The organism is Oligella sp. HMSC05A10, assembly GCF_001808335.1.
GTDB classification, from domain to species: Bacteria; Pseudomonadota; Gammaproteobacteria; order Burkholderiales; family Burkholderiaceae_B; genus Oligella; species Oligella urethralis.
In genome coordinates this window covers 60,820-79,020 of record NZ_KV792927.1, presented here as the reverse complement: position 1 = coordinate 79,020, position 18,201 = coordinate 60,820, and the positions used below count along the sequence as shown (strand labels likewise).

The 18,201-nt window shown below is 47.0% G+C and carries 14 protein-coding genes, 1 tRNA gene and 2 pseudogenes; 11 read left to right on the top strand and 6 right to left on the bottom strand.

All coding sequences use genetic code 11. The features are described from left to right. Positions 1-9 precede the first annotated feature (9 nt). Positions 10-1,296 (top strand): TRAP transporter large permease, encoded by a 1,287-nt coding sequence (locus tag HMPREF3144_RS05940; RefSeq protein ID WP_070476910.1) that lies wholly within the window; start codon positions 10-12, stop codon positions 1,294-1,296. Positions 1,297-1,451: 155 nt separating this feature from the next. On the opposite strand, the pseudogene HMPREF3144_RS11870 reads toward HMPREF3144_RS05940, so the two are convergent. From HMPREF3144_RS11870 to HMPREF3144_RS05925, 5 genes and pseudogenes are all read right to left on the bottom strand, one after another. Beyond that, positions 1,452-1,568: pseudogene (locus HMPREF3144_RS11870) on the bottom strand (transporter substrate-binding domain-containing protein); the annotation flags it as partial. Positions 1,569-1,610: 42 nt separating this feature from the next. Continuing rightward, positions 1,611-1,721: pseudogene (locus HMPREF3144_RS12010) on the bottom strand (integrase core domain-containing protein); the annotation flags it as partial. Positions 1,722-1,963: 242 nt separating this feature from the next. Continuing rightward, positions 1,964-3,202 carry an MFS transporter gene (locus HMPREF3144_RS05935; RefSeq protein WP_070477093.1) on the bottom strand — a complete coding sequence of 413 codons (1,239 nt, stop codon included), beginning with the start codon at positions 3,200-3,202 and terminating at the stop codon, positions 1,964-1,966. A gap of 52 nt (positions 3,203-3,254) precedes the next feature. Then, positions 3,255-4,493 carry an MFS transporter gene (locus tag HMPREF3144_RS05930; RefSeq protein WP_070476909.1) on the bottom strand — a complete coding sequence of 413 codons (1,239 nt, stop codon included), beginning with the start codon at positions 4,491-4,493 and terminating at the stop codon, positions 3,255-3,257. A gap of 127 nt (positions 4,494-4,620) precedes the next feature. Further along, the gene (locus tag HMPREF3144_RS05925; RefSeq protein ID WP_018026575.1) at positions 4,621-5,406 is read right to left on the bottom strand and encodes a transporter substrate-binding domain-containing protein; all 786 of its coding nucleotides are present in this window, start codon (positions 5,404-5,406) and stop codon (positions 4,621-4,623) included. 216 nt (positions 5,407-5,622) lie between these two features. On the opposite strand from HMPREF3144_RS05925, the gene HMPREF3144_RS05920 reads away from it, so the two are divergent. The 10 genes from HMPREF3144_RS05920 (at position 5,623) to HMPREF3144_RS05870 (ending at position 17,455) form a co-directional block, all read left to right on the top strand. Further along, positions 5,623-6,330, top strand: coding sequence for an ABC transporter permease (locus HMPREF3144_RS05920; RefSeq protein ID WP_070476908.1), 708 nt, complete (start codon positions 5,623-5,625; stop codon positions 6,328-6,330). Further along, positions 6,323-7,036, top strand: a complete 714-nt coding sequence (locus HMPREF3144_RS05915) for an ABC transporter permease (RefSeq protein WP_070476907.1) — start codon at positions 6,323-6,325, stop codon at positions 7,034-7,036. Before HMPREF3144_RS05920 ends, HMPREF3144_RS05915 begins: the two co-directional genes overlap by 8 nt. Positions 7,037-7,224: 188 nt before the next feature. Next, positions 7,225-10,296: a formate dehydrogenase-N subunit alpha gene (gene fdnG / locus HMPREF3144_RS05905; protein WP_141742738.1), complete on the top strand. Its 3,072-nt coding sequence runs from the start codon at positions 7,225-7,227 to the stop codon at positions 10,294-10,296. Positions 10,297-10,382: 86 nt separating this feature from the next. After that, positions 10,383-11,327: a formate dehydrogenase accessory protein FdhE gene (gene fdhE, locus HMPREF3144_RS05900; RefSeq protein ID WP_083290405.1), complete on the top strand. Its 945-nt coding sequence runs from the start codon at positions 10,383-10,385 to the stop codon at positions 11,325-11,327. Between the two features lie 16 nt (positions 11,328-11,343). Further along, on the top strand, positions 11,344-12,774 hold the full coding sequence (selA, locus tag HMPREF3144_RS05895) for an L-seryl-tRNA(Sec) selenium transferase (RefSeq protein WP_018026581.1): 1,431 nt from the start codon (positions 11,344-11,346) through the stop codon (positions 12,772-12,774). A gap of 3 nt (positions 12,775-12,777) precedes the next feature. Beyond that, on the top strand, positions 12,778-14,715 hold the full coding sequence (selB, locus tag HMPREF3144_RS05890; protein ID WP_070476905.1) for a selenocysteine-specific translation elongation factor: 1,938 nt from the start codon (positions 12,778-12,780) through the stop codon (positions 14,713-14,715). An 18-nt stretch (positions 14,716-14,733) separates the two neighbouring features. Next, positions 14,734-14,829, top strand: a tRNA-Sec gene (locus tag HMPREF3144_RS05885). A 24-nt stretch (positions 14,830-14,853) separates the two neighbouring features. Next, positions 14,854-15,927: a selenide, water dikinase SelD gene (selD, locus tag HMPREF3144_RS05880; protein ID WP_070476904.1), complete on the top strand. Its 1,074-nt coding sequence runs from the start codon at positions 14,854-14,856 to the stop codon at positions 15,925-15,927. Positions 15,928-15,984: 57 nt separating this feature from the next. Further along, entirely contained in the window at positions 15,985-16,824 is an 840-nt protein-coding gene (proC, locus tag HMPREF3144_RS05875; RefSeq protein ID WP_070470438.1) for a pyrroline-5-carboxylate reductase, read from the top strand. Between the two features lie 28 nt (positions 16,825-16,852). Continuing rightward, the gene (locus HMPREF3144_RS05870; protein ID WP_083290404.1) at positions 16,853-17,455 is read left to right on the top strand and encodes a queuosine precursor transporter; all 603 of its coding nucleotides are present in this window, start codon (positions 16,853-16,855) and stop codon (positions 17,453-17,455) included. A 79-nt stretch (positions 17,456-17,534) separates the two neighbouring features. On the opposite strand, the gene HMPREF3144_RS05865 is transcribed toward HMPREF3144_RS05870, so the two are convergent. After that, positions 17,535-18,137 carry a hypothetical protein gene (locus HMPREF3144_RS05865; RefSeq protein ID WP_018026585.1) on the bottom strand — a complete coding sequence of 201 codons (603 nt, stop codon included), beginning with the start codon at positions 18,135-18,137 and terminating at the stop codon, positions 17,535-17,537. Positions 18,138-18,201 lie beyond the last annotated feature (64 nt).

The following is an 18,201-nucleotide window of genomic DNA, read 5'->3' as shown; positions in this document are numbered from 1 at the left end:
CATCGTATTATGATTACCTTAATTGTTTTTCTTATAATTTTGCTATCGGGTATACCGATTTTTAGTGCCTTATTGTTCGCCTCTTTTGCTTTTATTTACGAATTTGATCTGACGTTTTTATATGAAAACACGTTAGCGGATCAACTCTACGGTGCTTTGAATAAAAACGGGTTGTTGGCAATTCCACTATTTATGTTAGTTGGGGAATTAATGAATCGTGGAGGTTTAACTGAGAAGTTGATACTTGCTGCTGAGGTTTTAGTTGGGCGTATCAAAGGGGGTCTAGCGTATGTCAATCTTTTAACCAATGCTATGGCGTCATCGATTTTAGGTTCGGCCACTGCACAGATTTCAATTATGTCTAGTACAATGATTCCAGAAATGGTGCAACGAGGCTATAAAAAAGACTTTTCTGCTGCCGTAACGATGGCAGGAGGGCTATTAGGTCCTTTATTTCCACCATCAATGATTATGATTATTTATGGGGTTATTGCCTATCAGCCGATTTCATCATTATTTTTAGCGGGTATTCTGCCTGGCATTTTCATTGTTTTTTTATTTGCTTTGATGATTTTCATTATTGGTTGTTTTGTTGAGCTACCACGTGGTGATAAAATCAGCTTTAAAGAGGCAATTGTACGTTTGGGTGGTGCGATTATACCTGGACTAATTCCTATTTCAGTTGTCTTGCTAATTTTATTAGGTGTGACCACACCGACTGAAGCAGGTGCCATTGCTTCTTGTACCGCCTTCGTTATAGGATTTTTTGTCTATAAAAATATTAAAATAAAGGAAATCGGTTCTATTCTACTAAATGTAGCGACTTCGACTGCTACTATTACGATCTTGATTGCGACAGCTACACTTTTGGGTTGGGCACTAGGTTTTGAAGGTATCCCTGATATGATAGTTGAGGCTTTGGTCGGATTAACTGATTCTAGCTTTTGGTTTTTAATGTTGGCGTATCTCGTAGTCATGCTTTTGGGGATGTTCTTAGAAAGCATCAGTGTGATGATCGTGTTATTACCGATTTTAATCCCCGCGATTGAGAGTTATGGTATTGATCCGATTCATTTTGGTGTTATGGTGACCGTTGCTACGGTAGTTGGTGTCGTGACACCACCAGTCGGTGCGGGTTTATTTATTACAATGCAAAACACGCATTTAAGAATGGGCCAGGTATTCTATGCCTTTATTCCATTTCTGATGATATTATTTGTCGGCATGGTGATAATTGCGCTTTGGCCTGAATTGTCACTTTGGATTCCTGAAATGACTCAAGCGTGGAGTAAGTGATTCACCACTTATTTGATCGACTTTGAGCACATAAATTATGTTTATATAAATATATCTGAGGTAGATTCAGATTTATTTTGAGAGCAACAAAAAAACGGCGTCTCATCTAACACCAGGCGCCGCTTTCAAACTAAGTACTCACTTAGGACCGCCATTTACTCATCATACACATCGTAATCGAAGTATTCCTTAGAGATTTTGTCGTAGGTGCCGTCGGCACGGATCTCGTCAAAGGCGCGATTGAGGTCGACTAGTAGCTCTTTGTCCTCCTGTCATCAACGTAGTGTCACCCTGAAGTTGAACCTACCCCATTCTTAACACAGCCCGAAAGTAGAATGTGCTTTCAGCCTGTAGTCAACAGGACTTAAACGATTTAAAGACTCATGAGGTCTTTCGGTATTGTAAATGGAAATCCACTGTTTGGTGCACCAACGAACTGTCGGTCAATAGCTTTAAAGTTTTTAAATATCTACATCTTTGACACATTGGAGCAGGCTGAGTTGTGCTTTAAACTCAAGACGATGAACTGCTATTATAAGATCCTATCTGCGACCCTAAATGGGTTAAAAGTAAAAATTCAATGATCGGACAACTATCCTGATATAGAGAGCTGGCAGAGCACTAAGCTTAAAAAAATAGGGGTGATGGTAAACTCACCCCCAATCCATCACCTAATATGTTCCGCCTCTTCAAACTTATCCACCGTTCTCAGTGGCTTAAAGCGCCAGGCCATGGCAGCAACCACCCCTAAGGTGCAGAGACCTCCAAAGACGGCAGCAGGCACGGCACCGATTAAAGCGGCGCTGGTGCCCGCTCTAAAGGTGCCCAATTCATTAGATGAGCTGATAAACAGCATATTGACTGCGTTGACTCTACCACGTAAGTAATCAGGAGTAGAGAATTGTACGAGTGCCGAGCGTATATACACGCTGATCATATCGCCGGCACCGGCAACCACCAGTGCAGCAAAAGACAGCCAGAAGATGGTTGAGAAGGCAAAGACCAGGTTGGCAATACCAAAGACGGCAACGGCCGTAAACATGACTTTACCGACATGGCGATTAAATGGTCGACGGCTCAGGTAAAGCCCGGTACCGATTTCACCAATGGCCATGGCGCTACGTAATAGCCCCAAACCGGTGGAGTCAACATGTAAAACTTCCAGCGCGTAAATGGGTAAGAGAGCGACGACGCCGCCAAGCAATACGGCAAATAAATCTAAGGTGATCGTGCCTAAGATAATCGGATGCTTCCAGATAAATCGTAGGCCCTCTGAGAAGCGTTGAAGTACCGTGGTGGAGTTACTTGCGGGGGCGCTATGTTGCTCACTGAATAAGATCGGCACAAAGCTTAATAAAAAGATAGCGATGACAAAAAATAGGCAACAAACGGCATAGCTCAAACCACCGATATAAGCATAGAGTAAACCGCCGAAAACGGGACCGATGATGGTGGCTACTTTCATTAACATGCTATTGGTAGCCAGTGCTTGAGCGAGTCGCTCACGCGGCACAATTTGCGGTAATAAGCTTTGTAGTGCCGGTCCGTTAAAGGCACGTCCCACGCCGAAGAGTAATAAAACAATGTAGAAAGCATAGACCTTATCGTTGTCACTATAAGAGAGCCAGACCAATAAAGCACTACAGACTGCTAAAACAGCTAAGCTAATAGAGAGAACTGTTTTACGATTAAATCGGTCAATGAGGTCACCGGCATAAGGCAAAAACACCAGCATCGGGATAAATTGAGCCAAGCCGACATAGGCTAATGACATAGGGTCGCGGGTGATTTCGTAGATTTGCCAGCCAACCACGATAGCCTGAATTTGCATGGCAAAGACGGCACACATACGTGCAATCAGAAAGGGTAAAAAACCAAGTGTCGCGAAAATATTAGAAGGCTTCAATTTAATACCAATAATGTGTTTTTTAATTTTTAATACGCCGAAAGTACATGTGCTAGCTAGGGGTAACCTCATCAAAGCGATCAACTTGTCTAAGCGTTTTAATGCGCTTAGTAATGAGTGCGACGACAACTAAGGTGCAAAGACTACCCAATACCGCCGTCGGCACAGTGCCTATGAGTGCAGCACTGGTACCTGCACGGAAGCTGCCGAGCTCCGTCGCTGAGTTTGAAAAGAGCGAATTAACGGCATTAACGCGTCCACGTATATAGTCTGGCGTGGCATATTGCATCAGCGCCAAACGCACATACACGCTCACCATATCTGCCGCACCGGCCACCATCAGGGCGGCAAATGATAACCAGAAGATACTTGATAGTGAAAAGACTAAGTTAGCACAACCAAAAATCGCTACGGCTATTAGCATGGCTTTACCCACATGTCGTTCAAACGGATAGCGACTTAGATAAATACCGGTAGCGATTTGACCAACTGCCATCGCACTTCTTAGCAGTCCGAGCCCGGCTGAATCCGTATGCAAGATATCTTGCGCATAAATGGGCAGGAGTGCAATAACTCCTCCTAAAAGCACGGCGAATAGGTCAAGACTCATACTACCTAAAATAATCGGCTGCTTCCGGATAAAGCGGATACCTTCAGAAAATCGTTGCCACACCTTAGTGTCATTGTTTGTCGGTGTTTTATGCTGATCGCTATATAGAATAGGTACAAATTTGAGTAATAAAATGCCAAAAAGATAAGCGATGCAGCAGACCAGATACGTCAACACACCGCCGGCATAGGCATAAAGTACCCCACCAATAATAGGCCCGCTGATGGTCGCTATTTTTACCGTCATGCTATTGGTTGCAATGGCTTGAGCCAAACGCTCACGAGGAATAATTTGTGGCAAGATGCTTTGCAGAGCAGGCATCATAAAGGCACGGCTGGCACCGAAAAGCAGCAATGCCACATAAAAACCCATCACATTTGCACTGTTGCTCAATGACATACAGACCAATATGCCACTGCAAAGCGCTGCAACAAACCAACTGATTGCAAGAATGGCTTTACGGCTAAAACGATCAATCACATCCCCTGCATAGGGTAGTAAAAGTAGCATGGGGATAAATTGTACTAAACCGACATAAGCTAAGGATAAGGGATCGCGAGTGATGTCGTATACCTGCCAAGCCACAACAATGGCCTGTATCTGCATGGCAAATACAGCGCATAGTCTAGCTGCTAGAAAAGGCAGGAAACCGGGCGTGGCGTAAATAGTAGTCGACTTCAAGTGATGACCTGATGAAGAGGCTATTTTTGATTTTGAGCTTAGTTACTTGATCTTAATCGATGATGGTCATTCTAGCCATCAAAAAACGGCACTTACAAAGTGCCGTTTTAAAACATTCGTTTATTAATTACTCATCATACACATCGTAATCGAAGTATTCCTTAGCGATTTTATCGTAGGTGCCATCGGCGCGAATCTCGTCAAAGGCACGGTTGAGGTCGGCTAGTAGCTCTTTGTCCTCTTTGCGCACAGCAAAGGCCGTACCCTTACCAAAGATGGCCTCATCCGCAGAAGTAGGGATAGGATCGCCTAGCACTTCGTAGTCCTGACCACGTGGGCCCTCTAAAAACTGATCAGCCACGCCGCTATCGGCAAAGACCGCATCTAAACGACCTGTTACTAAGTCATTGGCCGCATCCTCAAAGGTTTTATAACGACGGATATTTGCTTCAGTGAAGTATTTTGTCGCATAAACGTCTTGAATCACGCCTTGCTGCACGCCGATAGTGAGTCCCTTAGTACCTTCTTTGGTCGGCTCAGCCTTAAGACCTTTTTTACCAAATAATGGGTTAGGAATTGACCAGACTTTTTGTGTAAAGGCCACGGCACGCTCACGTTCGGGCGTCACACTCATGGAAGAGGCAATCACGTCAAATTTCTTAGCGCGAAGGGCAGGGATGATACCGTCCCATCCTTGATTTTGGAAAGTACATGTCGCCTTTAAACGCTCACACATCGCCTTAGCGAGGTCAATATCAAAGCCCACAATCTCACCGCTCGGCGTGGTCGATTCAAAGGGAGGGTAGGTCGCATCGCTACCAAAGCGAATCGTACGCTCCTGCGCCTGAGCGAGACTACTAGCAAGCGCAAAGCTAAGCAACGTAGCGCCAAATAGCTTTTTTGTGATTGTCATCATCAAGTCCTTTTTCCTTTTGTATAAACGATTTTAAAAGTGATTTTAAAATGATAGCCTTTTTTACTGACGGCTACTATAAGGGATAAGCATAAGATATTAGCAAATTATTCAGTGCGAGGCATGGCTGAATCAGGAGTTATTTCTTCAAGTTGAGTTTTCTTACGATTTGTTGCGTATTTTCGGTAAAATCACCTCATTCATTTAAGAGGACCTATGTTTGATTTTGAAGTGATTTGGCAATATATGCCAAGAATACTCCATGGCGCCTTGCTCACGGTTGAGATTGGTGTGCTCTCTGTGCTTTGTGCCATTATTATTGGCTTGATTGGCGCCTTGATGCGACTGTCGGGTAGTGTGGTGTTGGCGTCTATCGCCGGTGCTTACTCAACCATCGTGCGTGCAGTACCCGATTTGATTTGGATGTTGATGGTTTATTACAGTGCGCAATTAGGTCTTAATGCCATTACCTCCGCTTTGGGATGGTCTGATGTTGAGATTAGTCCTTTTGCTGCGGGTGTCTTTACCTTGAGCTTTATTTTTGGGGCCTATTTCACAGAAACCTTTAGAGCCGCTATTTTAGCGGTGCCGGGTGGGCAGATTGAAGCCGGTTATGCCTATGGTCTGACACCTTTTCAAGTGCTGTATAGTGTGACTTTTCCGCTGATGATGCGTTATGCCTTACCGGGCGTGCGTAATAACTGGTTGGTATTGACCAAATCTACCGCCTTGGTGTCAATCATCGGTTTAGACGATATGACGCGGGTAGCTCAGCAGGCGGGCAGTGCTACGCAATCCTCCTTTGCTTTTAATATTGTGTCCGCTCTACTGTATTTATTGATCACCTATGTTTCATTAAAAGTCTTTGTGTTTTTAGAAAAGCGCTATCAACGTGGTGTCTTAGTAGGGGGTTCTGATGAGTGATACATTAGCGCTTTTTCTATTAGCTCTGCGTACCTGTTTAGATGCTGTGCCAGTGACGATTATGTTGACCTTGGTATCGGTATCGATAGGCTTTTTTATCGCCTTGCCCTTATCAGTTATATCATTAAAGAATTGCACTCTGCTGGGTCGTTTAACCAATGGCTTTGTGTATTTTTTTACTGGTACGCCACTATTAGTGCAACTGTATATTTTTTATTATGGTATTCCTAGTTTGGAACCGGTGCGTGACTTAATGCAGCAACCGGGTTGGGAGTTTTTAAAATCCGGGTATATCTGGGTTTTAAGTGCTTTAACGCTCAATACCGCAGCCTACTCCACGGTGATTTTTGCCGGTGCGATTAAAAACACCGATCGTGGTGAGGTTGAAGCAGCTATGGCCTATGGTATGAGTAGTTTTCAAGCCATGCACCGAATCATTATCCCATCGGCCTTAAGACGTGCCTTGCCCGCCTATAGTAATGAGGTGATTATGAGTATGCATGCGACGGCCTTGGCTTCCACTGTGACCATTGTGGAGATTGCCGGTGCCGCCAGCTATTTTAATAGTACCTATTATGAGCCCTTTATCGCTTATTCTGCCGCCGCGGTTTTATATTTGATTTTAAATACGCTATTGGTGGTCGGATTTAGACAAGTTGAGAAAAAGCATTTGCTGCACCTTAAATATCGTCACGGTAGTAATTAAGATGCTATCAATTTCTTTAGAACATAAATAATTTACTATCTAAAGTGTGTGGGCGACTACTCAAGCCCACAAAAAAGCGTTACACTAGCAGGGTGGAGCAGTGTAGCTATTGCGCTGCGGAGTTTTTTAACTGAGGTATCATTTTTTGATACGGACGTTGCTATACGTTAATTGTCTGGAGGTTCGTTATGGTAAAGATTACTAGACGACAATTCTTCAAGGCTACCGGTACAGCAGCGGCAGGGTCCAGTCTGACACTACTTGGTGCGGCGCCAACGCCCGCTATGGCAGAAGTTAGACAGTACAAATTAGCGCGTATGACAGAAACGCGTAATACCTGTCCTTACTGTTCAGTGGCCTGTGGATTATTAATGTACGGTATTGGTGATGGTGCTAAAAACGCTATTGACACGATCGTACACATTGAAGGTGACCCGGATAACCCGGTTAACCGTGGTGCCCTCTGTCCTAAGGGTGCCGGTCTGATTGACTTTATTCACAGCCCGAATCGCTTAAAGTACCCCGAGTATCGTGCTCCGGGTTCAGATAAGTGGGTTCGTATGTCGTGGGAAGAGGCCATTGACAAGGTTGCTCGTCTGATGAAAGACGACCGTGACGCAAACTTTATCGAGAAAAATGAAAAGGGCGAAACGGTTAATCGTTGGTTAACAACAGGTATGTTAGCTGCCTCTGCATCGCCTAACGAGGTGGGTTATTTAACTCACAAAGTTATTCGTCCGCTGGGGATGTTAGCATTCGATAACCAGGCTCGTGTTTGACATGGTCCGACGGTAGCAGGTCTTGCTCCGACGTTTGGCCGTGGTGCGATGACGAACCACTGGGTCGATATTAAAAATGCCAATGTTGTATTAGTGATGGGCGGTAACGCCGCTGAAGCACACCCCGTGGGCTTTAGATGGGCGATCGAGGCAAAAACACGCAATAAGGCGACGCTTATCTGTGTGGACCCGCGCTTTAATCGTACAGCATCGGTAGCCGATATCTATGCGCCAATCCGTACGGGTACGGATATTGTGTTCTTGGGCGCAGTCATCAAGTATTTATTGGATAATAACAAGATCCAACATGAATACGTACGTCACTACACTGACTTTAGTTTTGTGGTGCGTGAGGATTTTGATTTTAATGAGGGTATTTACTCCGGTTATAACGAGGAGACTCGTACCTATGACCGTAACACGTGGGAATACGAGATTGACGAAGAAACGGGTTATGTTAAAACTGACCCGAGCTTGACCCATCCACGCTGTGTTTATCAGCTGATGAGAAAGCACTATGAGCGTTATACCCCTGAGATGGTTGAGCGTGTCTGCGGTACGCCTAAGGATAAGTTCTTAGAGATTGTCGAGATTATCTCTTCTACGCATGTACCAAATCGTACCTTAACCATTCTTTATGCCCTAGGCTGGACGCAGCACTCCATCGGTTCGCAAATTATTCGAACCGCAGCGATGATGCAGTTACTCTTGGGTAATATCGGGATGCCGGGTGGTGGTGTTAATGCCTTACGTGGTCACTCCAATATTCAGGGCTTAACCGATTTAGGTCTGATGACTGATCTATTACCTGGTTACCTTACCCTGGCCAAGGACGGTGAGCAGCGCTTTGATGATTACATTAAAGCGCGTGCGCATAAGCCGATGCGTGAGAATCAGTTAAGCTACTGGGGTAATTACAAAAAGTTCTGGGTTAGTTTAAGTAAGGCCTGGTTCGGTAAGGCGGCAACAGCAGCCAATGATTACTGTTATGACTGGTTCCCTAAACTCGATAAGCCGTATGATATGTTACGTGCTTATGAGATGATGACGCAGGGCAAGTTTAACGGTTATATCTGTCAGGGCTTTAACCCATTAGCGGCGGCACCTCACAAGAAAAAGCAATCTGAGGCCTTTGCTAAGTTGAAGTTTATGGTGGTGATGGATCCTTTACGTACAGATACCTCTGAGTTCTGGCGTAATGCAGGCGAGGAAAATGATGTCGATACGGCATCTATCCAAACCGAAGTGATTCGCTTACCGACCAGTTGCTTTGCTGAGGAATCGGGTGCGCTAGTAAACTCCGGACGTGTCTTACAATGGCACTGGAAGGGTGCTAACCCACCGGGTGAAGCCAAGAGTGATATTGAGATTATGGCCTTGCTCTATAATCGCATTCGTGAGCTTTACCTCGAAGAGGGCGGCGCTTTCCCTGATCCAATCCTTAACTTGGATTGGCCGTACAGCACACGTTTAGATCCTTCAGCTGAGGAGTTAGCTAAGGAGATGAGTGGTAAGGCACTGCTTAACTTAACGAGCCCGAGCGATCCGAGCATTGTGACGCGTAAGGCCGGGGAGCAGCTTGCTGGCTTTGCCGAGTTACGTGATGACGGTTCAACCGCTTGTGGTTGTTGGATTTACTCTGGTTCCTTTACCGAGCAGGGTAATATGATGGCACGTCGCGACAATAGCGACCCAACAGGTATTGGTCAAACCCTTAACTGGGCTTGGGCATGGCCTGCGAACCGTCGTATTTTATACAACCGTGCCTCGGCTGACCCTAATGGCCGTCCATGGGATAGTGACCGTGCGCTTGTTTACTGGAACGGTAGAGCCTGGGTAGGCGCTGACGTACCTGACTATAAGGCGGATGAAGCACCGGCTAACGGTATGGGTCCATTTATTATGAACCCTGAGGGTACAGGTCGTTTCTTTGCACGTAAGGGTATGGCCGAAGGTCCGTTCCCTGAGCATTATGAACCGTTCGAGACGCCACTGGCCGTTAACCCGCTGAACCCGAATGAGCCTCGTGCGCTTAATAACCCGGGTGCCCGTGTGTTTAAGCGTGACCTGGAAGATATGGGTAAGGTCGACGAGTTCCCGTACGTAGGTACCACCTATCGTTTAACCGAGCACTTCCATTATTGGACTAAAAACGTCAAGCTCAACGCTATTGCACAACCAGAGCAATTCGTTGAAATTGGCGAGGGCCTAGCTAATAAACTTGGCATTAAGGCCGGTGATCGTGTTAAGGTTTCTTCTAAACGTGACTACATCAAAGCAGTTGCTGTGGTGACTAAGCGTATTAAAACGCTCACGGTCGACGGTAAGGAGTTACATCAGGTTGGTATCCCGTTACACTGGGGCTTTGTAGGTGTGGCTAAAAAAGGCTTCATAGCCAATAGTCTAACGCCAGCGGTCGGTGACGGTAACACTCAGACGCCTGAGTTCAAGTCCTTCCTGGTCAATGTTGAGAAGATTTAATCTATATTTTTCTTAACGGACTAGGTAGGTAGTCCCTTAAAACTGCTCTACAATTAACCATCTGTAGGGCAGTTTTTTATTGGAGTATGACATTGCAAAAAATTCGTTCTAAAGATGAAATTTTAGATGATAGTTCCTTTGCTTTTCCGCGCATTATTTTGCCTGAAGCGAAGTCTGTTTTTAGCTCACGTGCTGCGCGTTTAAGGCAGCTCGCTGAGGATAATCCACTACGTGATTATTTATTATTAATTGCTGTGATAACAGAGGCTCAAGCCGAGGTGGTGACGCGTTATGCCTTGCCGGAGGTGAGTGAGGAAAGGATCGAATCCTCGCAAAAGTACGGTATGCCAGCGTTACAACCAGCCACGATTGAGCGTGATCCCGTGTGGTTAAAGATACTGGCTGATATTCTGCAGTATTTGGTTCAGGCCGATTCCGTTCCGGAGGTGGCGGTGACGGTCGCACAAGCGATGTTAAAGCAAATTGATGATGAGCCAGCGGTCCTCGAGGCCATTGCCGATCGCGTGTTAGCGGATGAGGATGCAGATCCGGCCATGGCACCGGTGATCATGGCGGCTTTGCAGGTCTATTGGACACAGTTAGCAATTGATTTGGGCGAGGACAATTTACCGGTGGTACAAAAGGAATCCGGCGTCTGCCCATGCTGTGGTTCTTTGCCTGTTAGTAGCGTGGTGCAAATCGGTGCTAATCAAGGCATTCGCTATTTAAGTTGTTCCCTATGTTCTACCCTTTGGCATATGGTACGTGTGGTGTGCTCTACCTGCTTAAGCACTAAGGATATTAGTTATTATCATTTGGAGGGGCAGTCGGAAGCCATTAAGGCAGAGGCCTGTCCGAGTTGCCATAGCTATCGGAAGATTTTCTATCAGGAAAAGGATCTGAATGTGGATCCAATTGCTGATGATTTGGCCACATTGCAATTAGATATCTTGATGGCCGATGAGGGTTTGGAGCGCAGCAGCGGTAATCCATTTTTATGGCAAGCGGCTGAAGTAGGCGAAGAAGAGTAGTTATTGAGGGTGTTGTATGACGCAGAGAGTTTCATTTAGAGATTTACCAGCGCTTGATAAGTTGTTAAGTAGTGAGGTTTTTAAGCCTTTGCTGGCGGCGTATGGTCATCAATTGGTGAGTCAGCAAGCGCGGTTGGTATTAGAGGATTTGCGTCAGAACATTCAGCAAAACAAAGCCTTAGTGATTGACTTAAGATCACCTCACTTGAGTCGTGATTTTGCGCAGCTGACAGCGCGTGCTTTACAAAAAAAGACGCAATCCCAGCTGCGACCAGTGTTTAATCTCACTGGGGTGGTACTGCATACCAATTTGGGTCGTGCCTTATTGCCCGAGGTAGCGATTGAGGCCGTGGTTGAGGCCATGCGTGAGCCGATGAATTTAGAGTACGATTTAGCCTCGGGTGGGCGTGGCGATCGGGATGACCTTATTGAGGAGCTGCTCTGTGAATTAACCGGTGCCGAAGCCGCGACAGTGGTTAATAATAACGCTGCCGCCGTATTGCTTATGTTAAATTCCCTCGCTGCTGAGCGTGAGGTGGTGGTGTCACGCGGTGAACTGGTGGAGATTGGTGGGGCCTTCCGAATTCCGGATATTATGAAGCGTGCCTATGTCAACTTGGTGGAAGTAGGTACTACCAATCGCACGCATGCACATGATTATGAGCAAGCCATCGCTGATAACACCGCCATGTTGATGAAGGTGCATTGCAGTAATTATGAAATTAATGGCTTTACCAAAGAGGTGTCGGTGGCTGAGGTGGCAGCCATTGCGAAGCAGCATGGCTTAGCGTGCACCGTTGACTTAGGCAGTGGTACCCTAGTCGATCTCAGGCAATGGGGTTTGCCAGCGGAGGTCACCGTGCGGCAAACCATTGAGGCCGGCGCTGATATTGTGACCTTCAGTGGTGATAAGCTACTCGGTGGTCCGCAAGCTGGTTTGATTGTAGGCCGTGCCGATTTAATTGCAAAAATCAAAAAAAATCCACTCAAACGTGCACTACGCGTTGGCAAAATCACGCTGGCGGCACTGGAGCCAGTGTTGCAACTATACCGCAGTCCGGAGTTATTGGCAGAGCGTTTAACTACGCTGCGTTTATTTACTCGCAGCCCAGATGCGATCAAGCAAAGTGCGGCAAACCTGCAACAGACGCTTCAACAATGGGTGGGTCCTGAGTTTAGGGTGACGGTAGAGGCCATGATGAGCCAAATCGGCAGTGGCGCCATGCCAGTCGAGTTACTACCTAGTTATGGTTTAGCCATGCGTTATGTGGGCGAGGGGCGTCCTGGTCGTCATTTACTGGCTTTAGAAAAGCGCTTACGTCGCCTCTCTAAACCGGTGATCGGGCGGATTGCTGACGATACATTATTATTAGATATGCGTTGTTTGGAAAGGCATCAAGAAGCGGAGTTTTTGGCGCAACTGCAACAGGATTTGACGAGAGTTTAATTCATGATTATTGGTACAGCAGGTCATATTGACCATGGTAAAACGACCTTAATCCGGGCTTTAACGGGGGTTGAAACTGATCGTTTAGAGGAAGAAAAAAGACGCGGGATTTCGATTCAATTAGGTTATGCCTATACTCCCTTAGCTAATGGCGATGTGCTTGGCTTTATTGATGTGCCGGGACATGAGCGTTTAATTCGTACCATGGTGGCTGGCGCCACTGGTATTGATTTTGCCTTATTGGTGGTGGCTGCCGATGACGGGGTGATGCCGCAGACCCGTGAGCATTTAGCGATTCTTTCTTTACTTCATATTACGGCTGGTGCCAATGTGATTACTAAAGCCGCTGTGGTTGATGGGGCTCGTATTGATGAGGTCAAGCAAGAAATAGAGGCCTTGGTCGCCGGTAGTTTTTTGGAAAAAGCACCGTTTTTTGTAACGGATGCCTTAGCTGAGGACCATCTGGGTATTGATGAGTTACGTGAGTATTTATTTAAAGAGGCTGAGGCGCGCGGTAATCAACAGGCTGAGGGTCTATTTCGCTTGGCAGTAGACCGCGTCTTTAGCTTAAGTGGGCAGGGTACTGTGGTGACGGGTACTGTGCATGGGGGTGAATTGGACTTACGTGTTCAAGTAGCCCAAGCCGCAGGTGAGGTGATTGATTTAAGGCACTTTCCCTCAGCTCAGTCGCTACGAGTTCGCTCTATCCATGCGCAGGATCAACCTTCGCAAACGGCGCGTGCTGGTCAACGTTGTGCCCTCAATGTCGTTGGTATGACCAAGGATACCATTGAGCGCGGTGATTGGATTGCTGATGCGCGTAGCTTCACGCCCTCGTTTAATATTGATGTGAGCTTGCAGTTGCTGCACTCATCAGAGCAAAGAATTCAGACGTGGACGCCCTTGCATTTGCATATTGCGGCAAAGCATTATTATGTGCATGCGGTGCCATTAAGTCAGGATAGGGTTGAGCCAGGACAGCGTGCCATGGTGCAGTTGGTGTCCACCGAGCCGATTTGCAGTATGACCGGTGATCGCTTTATTATTCGTAATCCGCAGGCGGCGCAAACCATTGGCGGCGGTCGGATTCTGCATCCTAATGCACCCGATCGTAAGCGTCGCTCGCCCGAACGCTTAGCGTGGTTAGCGGGGGTGGAGGCTTTTTTAAACGGTGCCAGTATCGAGGTATTGTTAAAATTAGCGCCCTATGGTTTAAGTGAAAAAACACTTTTACGCTTAACCGCTAAGTCTTTGGATAAATTGACCCAGCCACCAGGTGTGTTGGCTTTGGTGCCGGGTGGTGCACAAGCGCAGACGATTTGGATTTTAGCGGATCAATGGCAGGCTTTAGCTGAGCAGGTGGTGCAGCGCTTAGCGGCTTTTCATGAGCAGTCCCCGGACGAGGTGGGGGTAGAGCTGTTGCGTATGCGACGTATGAGCTTACCCAAGGTGAGCGATGGCTTATGGCAGTTATTAGTGCGCTCGCTAATTGAGCAAGGGCGGATTGCTCGCACTCGCAGTTTATTGCATTTACCAGATCATATCCCGGTGTTATCGGCGCAAGAGGCGCAGTTAGCCGAGCAGATTTTACCGATGGTTGAAGCGGGTGGTTCTAATCCGCCATGGGTGCGCGATATTGCTAAGCAATTAGGGGCAGAAGAGGGTGATGTACGACAGGTTTTACGTCGCTTAAGCCGTCAAGGTGAAATTTTCCAAGTAGTGCATGATCTTTTTTATCACCGTAAGTCATTACAGCGCTTGGCACAGATTGTACTCAGCATGGAACCTCAAGATGATATTGGCACGGCCGAGTTTAGAGACGCATCAGGGCTGGGACGCAAGCGCGCGGTGCAGGTGTTAGAGTATTTTGATCGGGCTGGTTTAACGCGTCGGGTCAAGGAACGAAGATTAGTTCGCAACCGCTCTTTAGATTGGTTATAATAGAGCGTTAACTTCGTCGGAAGGTATGCGTAACCGGTGTTGCGGCTGGGCTTCAAATCCAGTTGGGGATGTCAGACATTCCCAGGTAGGTTCGACTCCTGCTACCTTCCGCCAATTTTATTTCAGATGGTGAGTCTCATGGCTGAAAGTAATACGACGCAATCTAATCAATCCCCTCGTTTAACCTCTTTATCGCATGGCGGTGGCTGCGGTTGTAAAATCGCCCCCGATGTACTGTCTAATCTGATGGCGAGTATGCCGACGGGGCAAGCTTTTCCAAATCTTTTGGTGGGCAATGAGACGGTCGATGATGCAGCGGTTTTTCGTTTAAACGATGAGCAGGCATTGATTGCGACTACAGACTTTTTTATGCCGATTGTCGACGATCCTTATGATTTTGGTCGCATTGCAGCGACCAATGCCTTATCAGATATTTATGCCATGGGTGGCACGCCCGTGATGGCCTTAGCCTTGGTGGCAATGCCGATTAATGTTTTACCGCATGATCAAATTGCTAAAATTCTTCAGGGTGGTGCCGATGTGTGTCAGCAAGCAGGTATTCCGGTCGCTGGCGGGCACTCAATTGATTCGGTTGAGCCGATTTACGGCTTAGCGGCGATGGGTACAGTGCATCCTGAGCAGATTAAGCGTAACTCAAAGGCTAAAACGGGTGATGTGTTGATTCTCACCAAGGGGCTTGGGATCGGTGTATTTTCCGCAGCACTTAAGAAAAACGCCTTGCCTGAGGCTGCCTATCAATTGATGATTGCCTCCACCACTCAGCTGAATACACCAGGTGCAAAGCTTGGTCCTATGGCGGCGGTGCATGCGATGACGGATGTGACGGGCTTTGCTTTATTAGGTCATGCGGCTGAGATTGCGCGTGCTTCGGGTGTTGATTTGCATATTAAGCTAGCGCAAGTACCATTTTTAGAGGGTGCACGTGAGCTTGCCGAGCAGGGCTATATTACCGGTGCTTCTGGTCGTAACTGGCATGCGATTGGCGAGCGTGTCGAATTAGCTGAGGGCATGACGGATGTCGATCGTGCGCTCTTAACCGATCCGCAGACCTCCGGCGGCTTGTTATTAGCTGTAAGTCCGGAGGCGGTGGATGAGGTGTTGGCGCTGCTTAACGCGGAGGGCTTTAACTTAGCCAGTGTGATTGGTGAGGTGGGTGCAGCGATTGCTGAACCTAAGGTTAAGGTAGCCTAAAAACTATAAGCGATGTTATTTTCAATGGCGTTGCCCTAGTGTAGCATTAGATAAACTATGAAGATTGGTGTTATCGGCGGTGGTAATATGGCTGCCGCGATTATTGATGGCATGCTGCTGCAGGGTAGTTGTCAAGCTGATGAGCTATTGATTTCTGTCAATTCGGAAGCGTCCTTGAACAACTGGCGTGCCAAGGGTGTACAGCAGGTACAAATTGGTGCTAGTGCGGCTTTTGCCGATGCCGATATTTGGTTATTAGCGCTTAAGCCGCAGATGATGCAGACGGTGCTGCAGGAGTATCAGCCGTTTTTTTCGGCTGATAAGCTGGTAATTAGTGTGGCGGCCGGTTTAAGTACTGCCTCCTTAGCTTATTTTCTCACACAGCGTGACGATTCTATATTGAAAATCATTCGCACCATGCCAAATACACCTTCCTTAGTGGGTGAGGGTGTGATTGCGGCCTATTGTGCGGCCGCCGTGACAGCCGCAGAGCGCACTCGTTTTGCAGCGATGTTTAAGGCATGTGGTCGAGTAGACTTCGTTGCTGAGGAGACCATGTTGGATGCGGTGACGGCCTTAAGTGGTAGTGGGGTGGCGTATGTGTATTTATTTGCCGAAGCGCTGATTGAGGGTGCTATTGCTCTTGGCTATGATCAAGCAACAGCCCGTCAACATGCGATTCAGACGCTTAAAGGTGCGACTCAGATGATGGCGCAGTCGTCCTTGCCAATTGCGCAGCTTAGAGCCAATGTCACCTCTAAAAAAGGGACGACGGAGCAGGCCTTATCCGTATTCGAGCGTGAGGATCTAAAAGCCATTGTGGCCATGGCAATGCAGGCAGCCTATGAGCGCGCCAAGGAATTGGCCGTGGAATTAAGTCCTCATCGATCTTCTTAATTTTTATCGTTGGAGTTTTTTGAGCCTTATGTCGCAAGTACAAGATACGCACTTTAGTGGCATGCAATTTGAACCAATCAGACCGCATCAACGCCTGATTGCTTTAGCGATTATGTGTGCCTTAGTGGCAGCGTCCAATTATTTTGTGCAACCACAGTTTCATATTAATGATTGGTTAACCTTGGGGGCTGTTACCTATCCCGTGACTTTTTTAGTGACCGATCTGATGAATCGTCGCTTTGGTCCGCAAGCGGCACGTCGAATTGTGTACTGGGGTTTTGCTGCGGCATTGATTGTATCGATTTATTTGTCAACGCCGAGAATCGCCTTGGCTTCCGGTACGGCTTTTTTACTGGCGCATGTGCTTGATATTTTCGTGTTTCATCGCTTGCGTCAACAGGCTTGGTGGTTGGCGCCTTTATTAGCGGGCGTGCTCGCTTCGGTTATCGATACCTTTGTGTTTTTTGCTGTTGCCTTTGTGGGTACGGGCGTGCCTTGGTTTACGCTTACCCTAGGTGACTTGCTACTCAAGGTGAGTTTGTCGATTATGCTGCTGGCTCCCTTTAGAGCGTTGATGTGGAACCTCGGTACGGCAAAACCCAAAAAAAATATGGTGGTTAGCAGTGACTAGCCTGTTGTTTGCCGACGCTGTGCTATTCAGCGTGGCTTTAAGGGCTTAAGTCAAGTAAGGCGCCTTGATAGCGGTGTGGCTAATCGATGATAATCGAATACTTCGCTATCATGGCAACCAGTTCGCTTAGCTCATAATCCTTGCTGACATGAAATTCAGCTAAGCGGCCATGACTCGCAACCTTAGGACAAAAATCCTCAACTAGGTGGTAGCGAAAGCGTAGACTGTAATCATCAAATAATATCACCGTGCCAGCTTCCGCACAGAGCAGACTATATAAAAAACAAGCTACTCGGAAGCGACCATCAATCATAATCAGATCGACCTGCAGCCCTTTTTGTTGGGCTAAGCGCCAAGGCGCCAGCATATACTCATGGTAGTGTTTAATTTTCCTATCATCCATTGGCTTACCCCATTGGCCAACCGGACCAATATCGCAATAGATGAGCTCCACCTGCTTGCTATCGGGGAGATGCGCTTGTACCTTGTGAATCCATTCAGCCGAAGAGTCAACGGCGATAATTTGCTTGGCGCCTAATTCATGTGCATGCCAAGTACTGGCGCCAGCGCCGTACTCTACATAGCAATTCGCCTGAGCGACATATTTTTCAAATATTGCTAAGCCTTTTTTATCAAGATGAGGGGTGCTATGTTGATGGTCGCTAGTGAGTAGGCTAAGCACAGTGTATCCTTTTATCAATTGAGAGTCGCTGCTGCCCTATGGCGGCAAAATAGTATGTTTATAG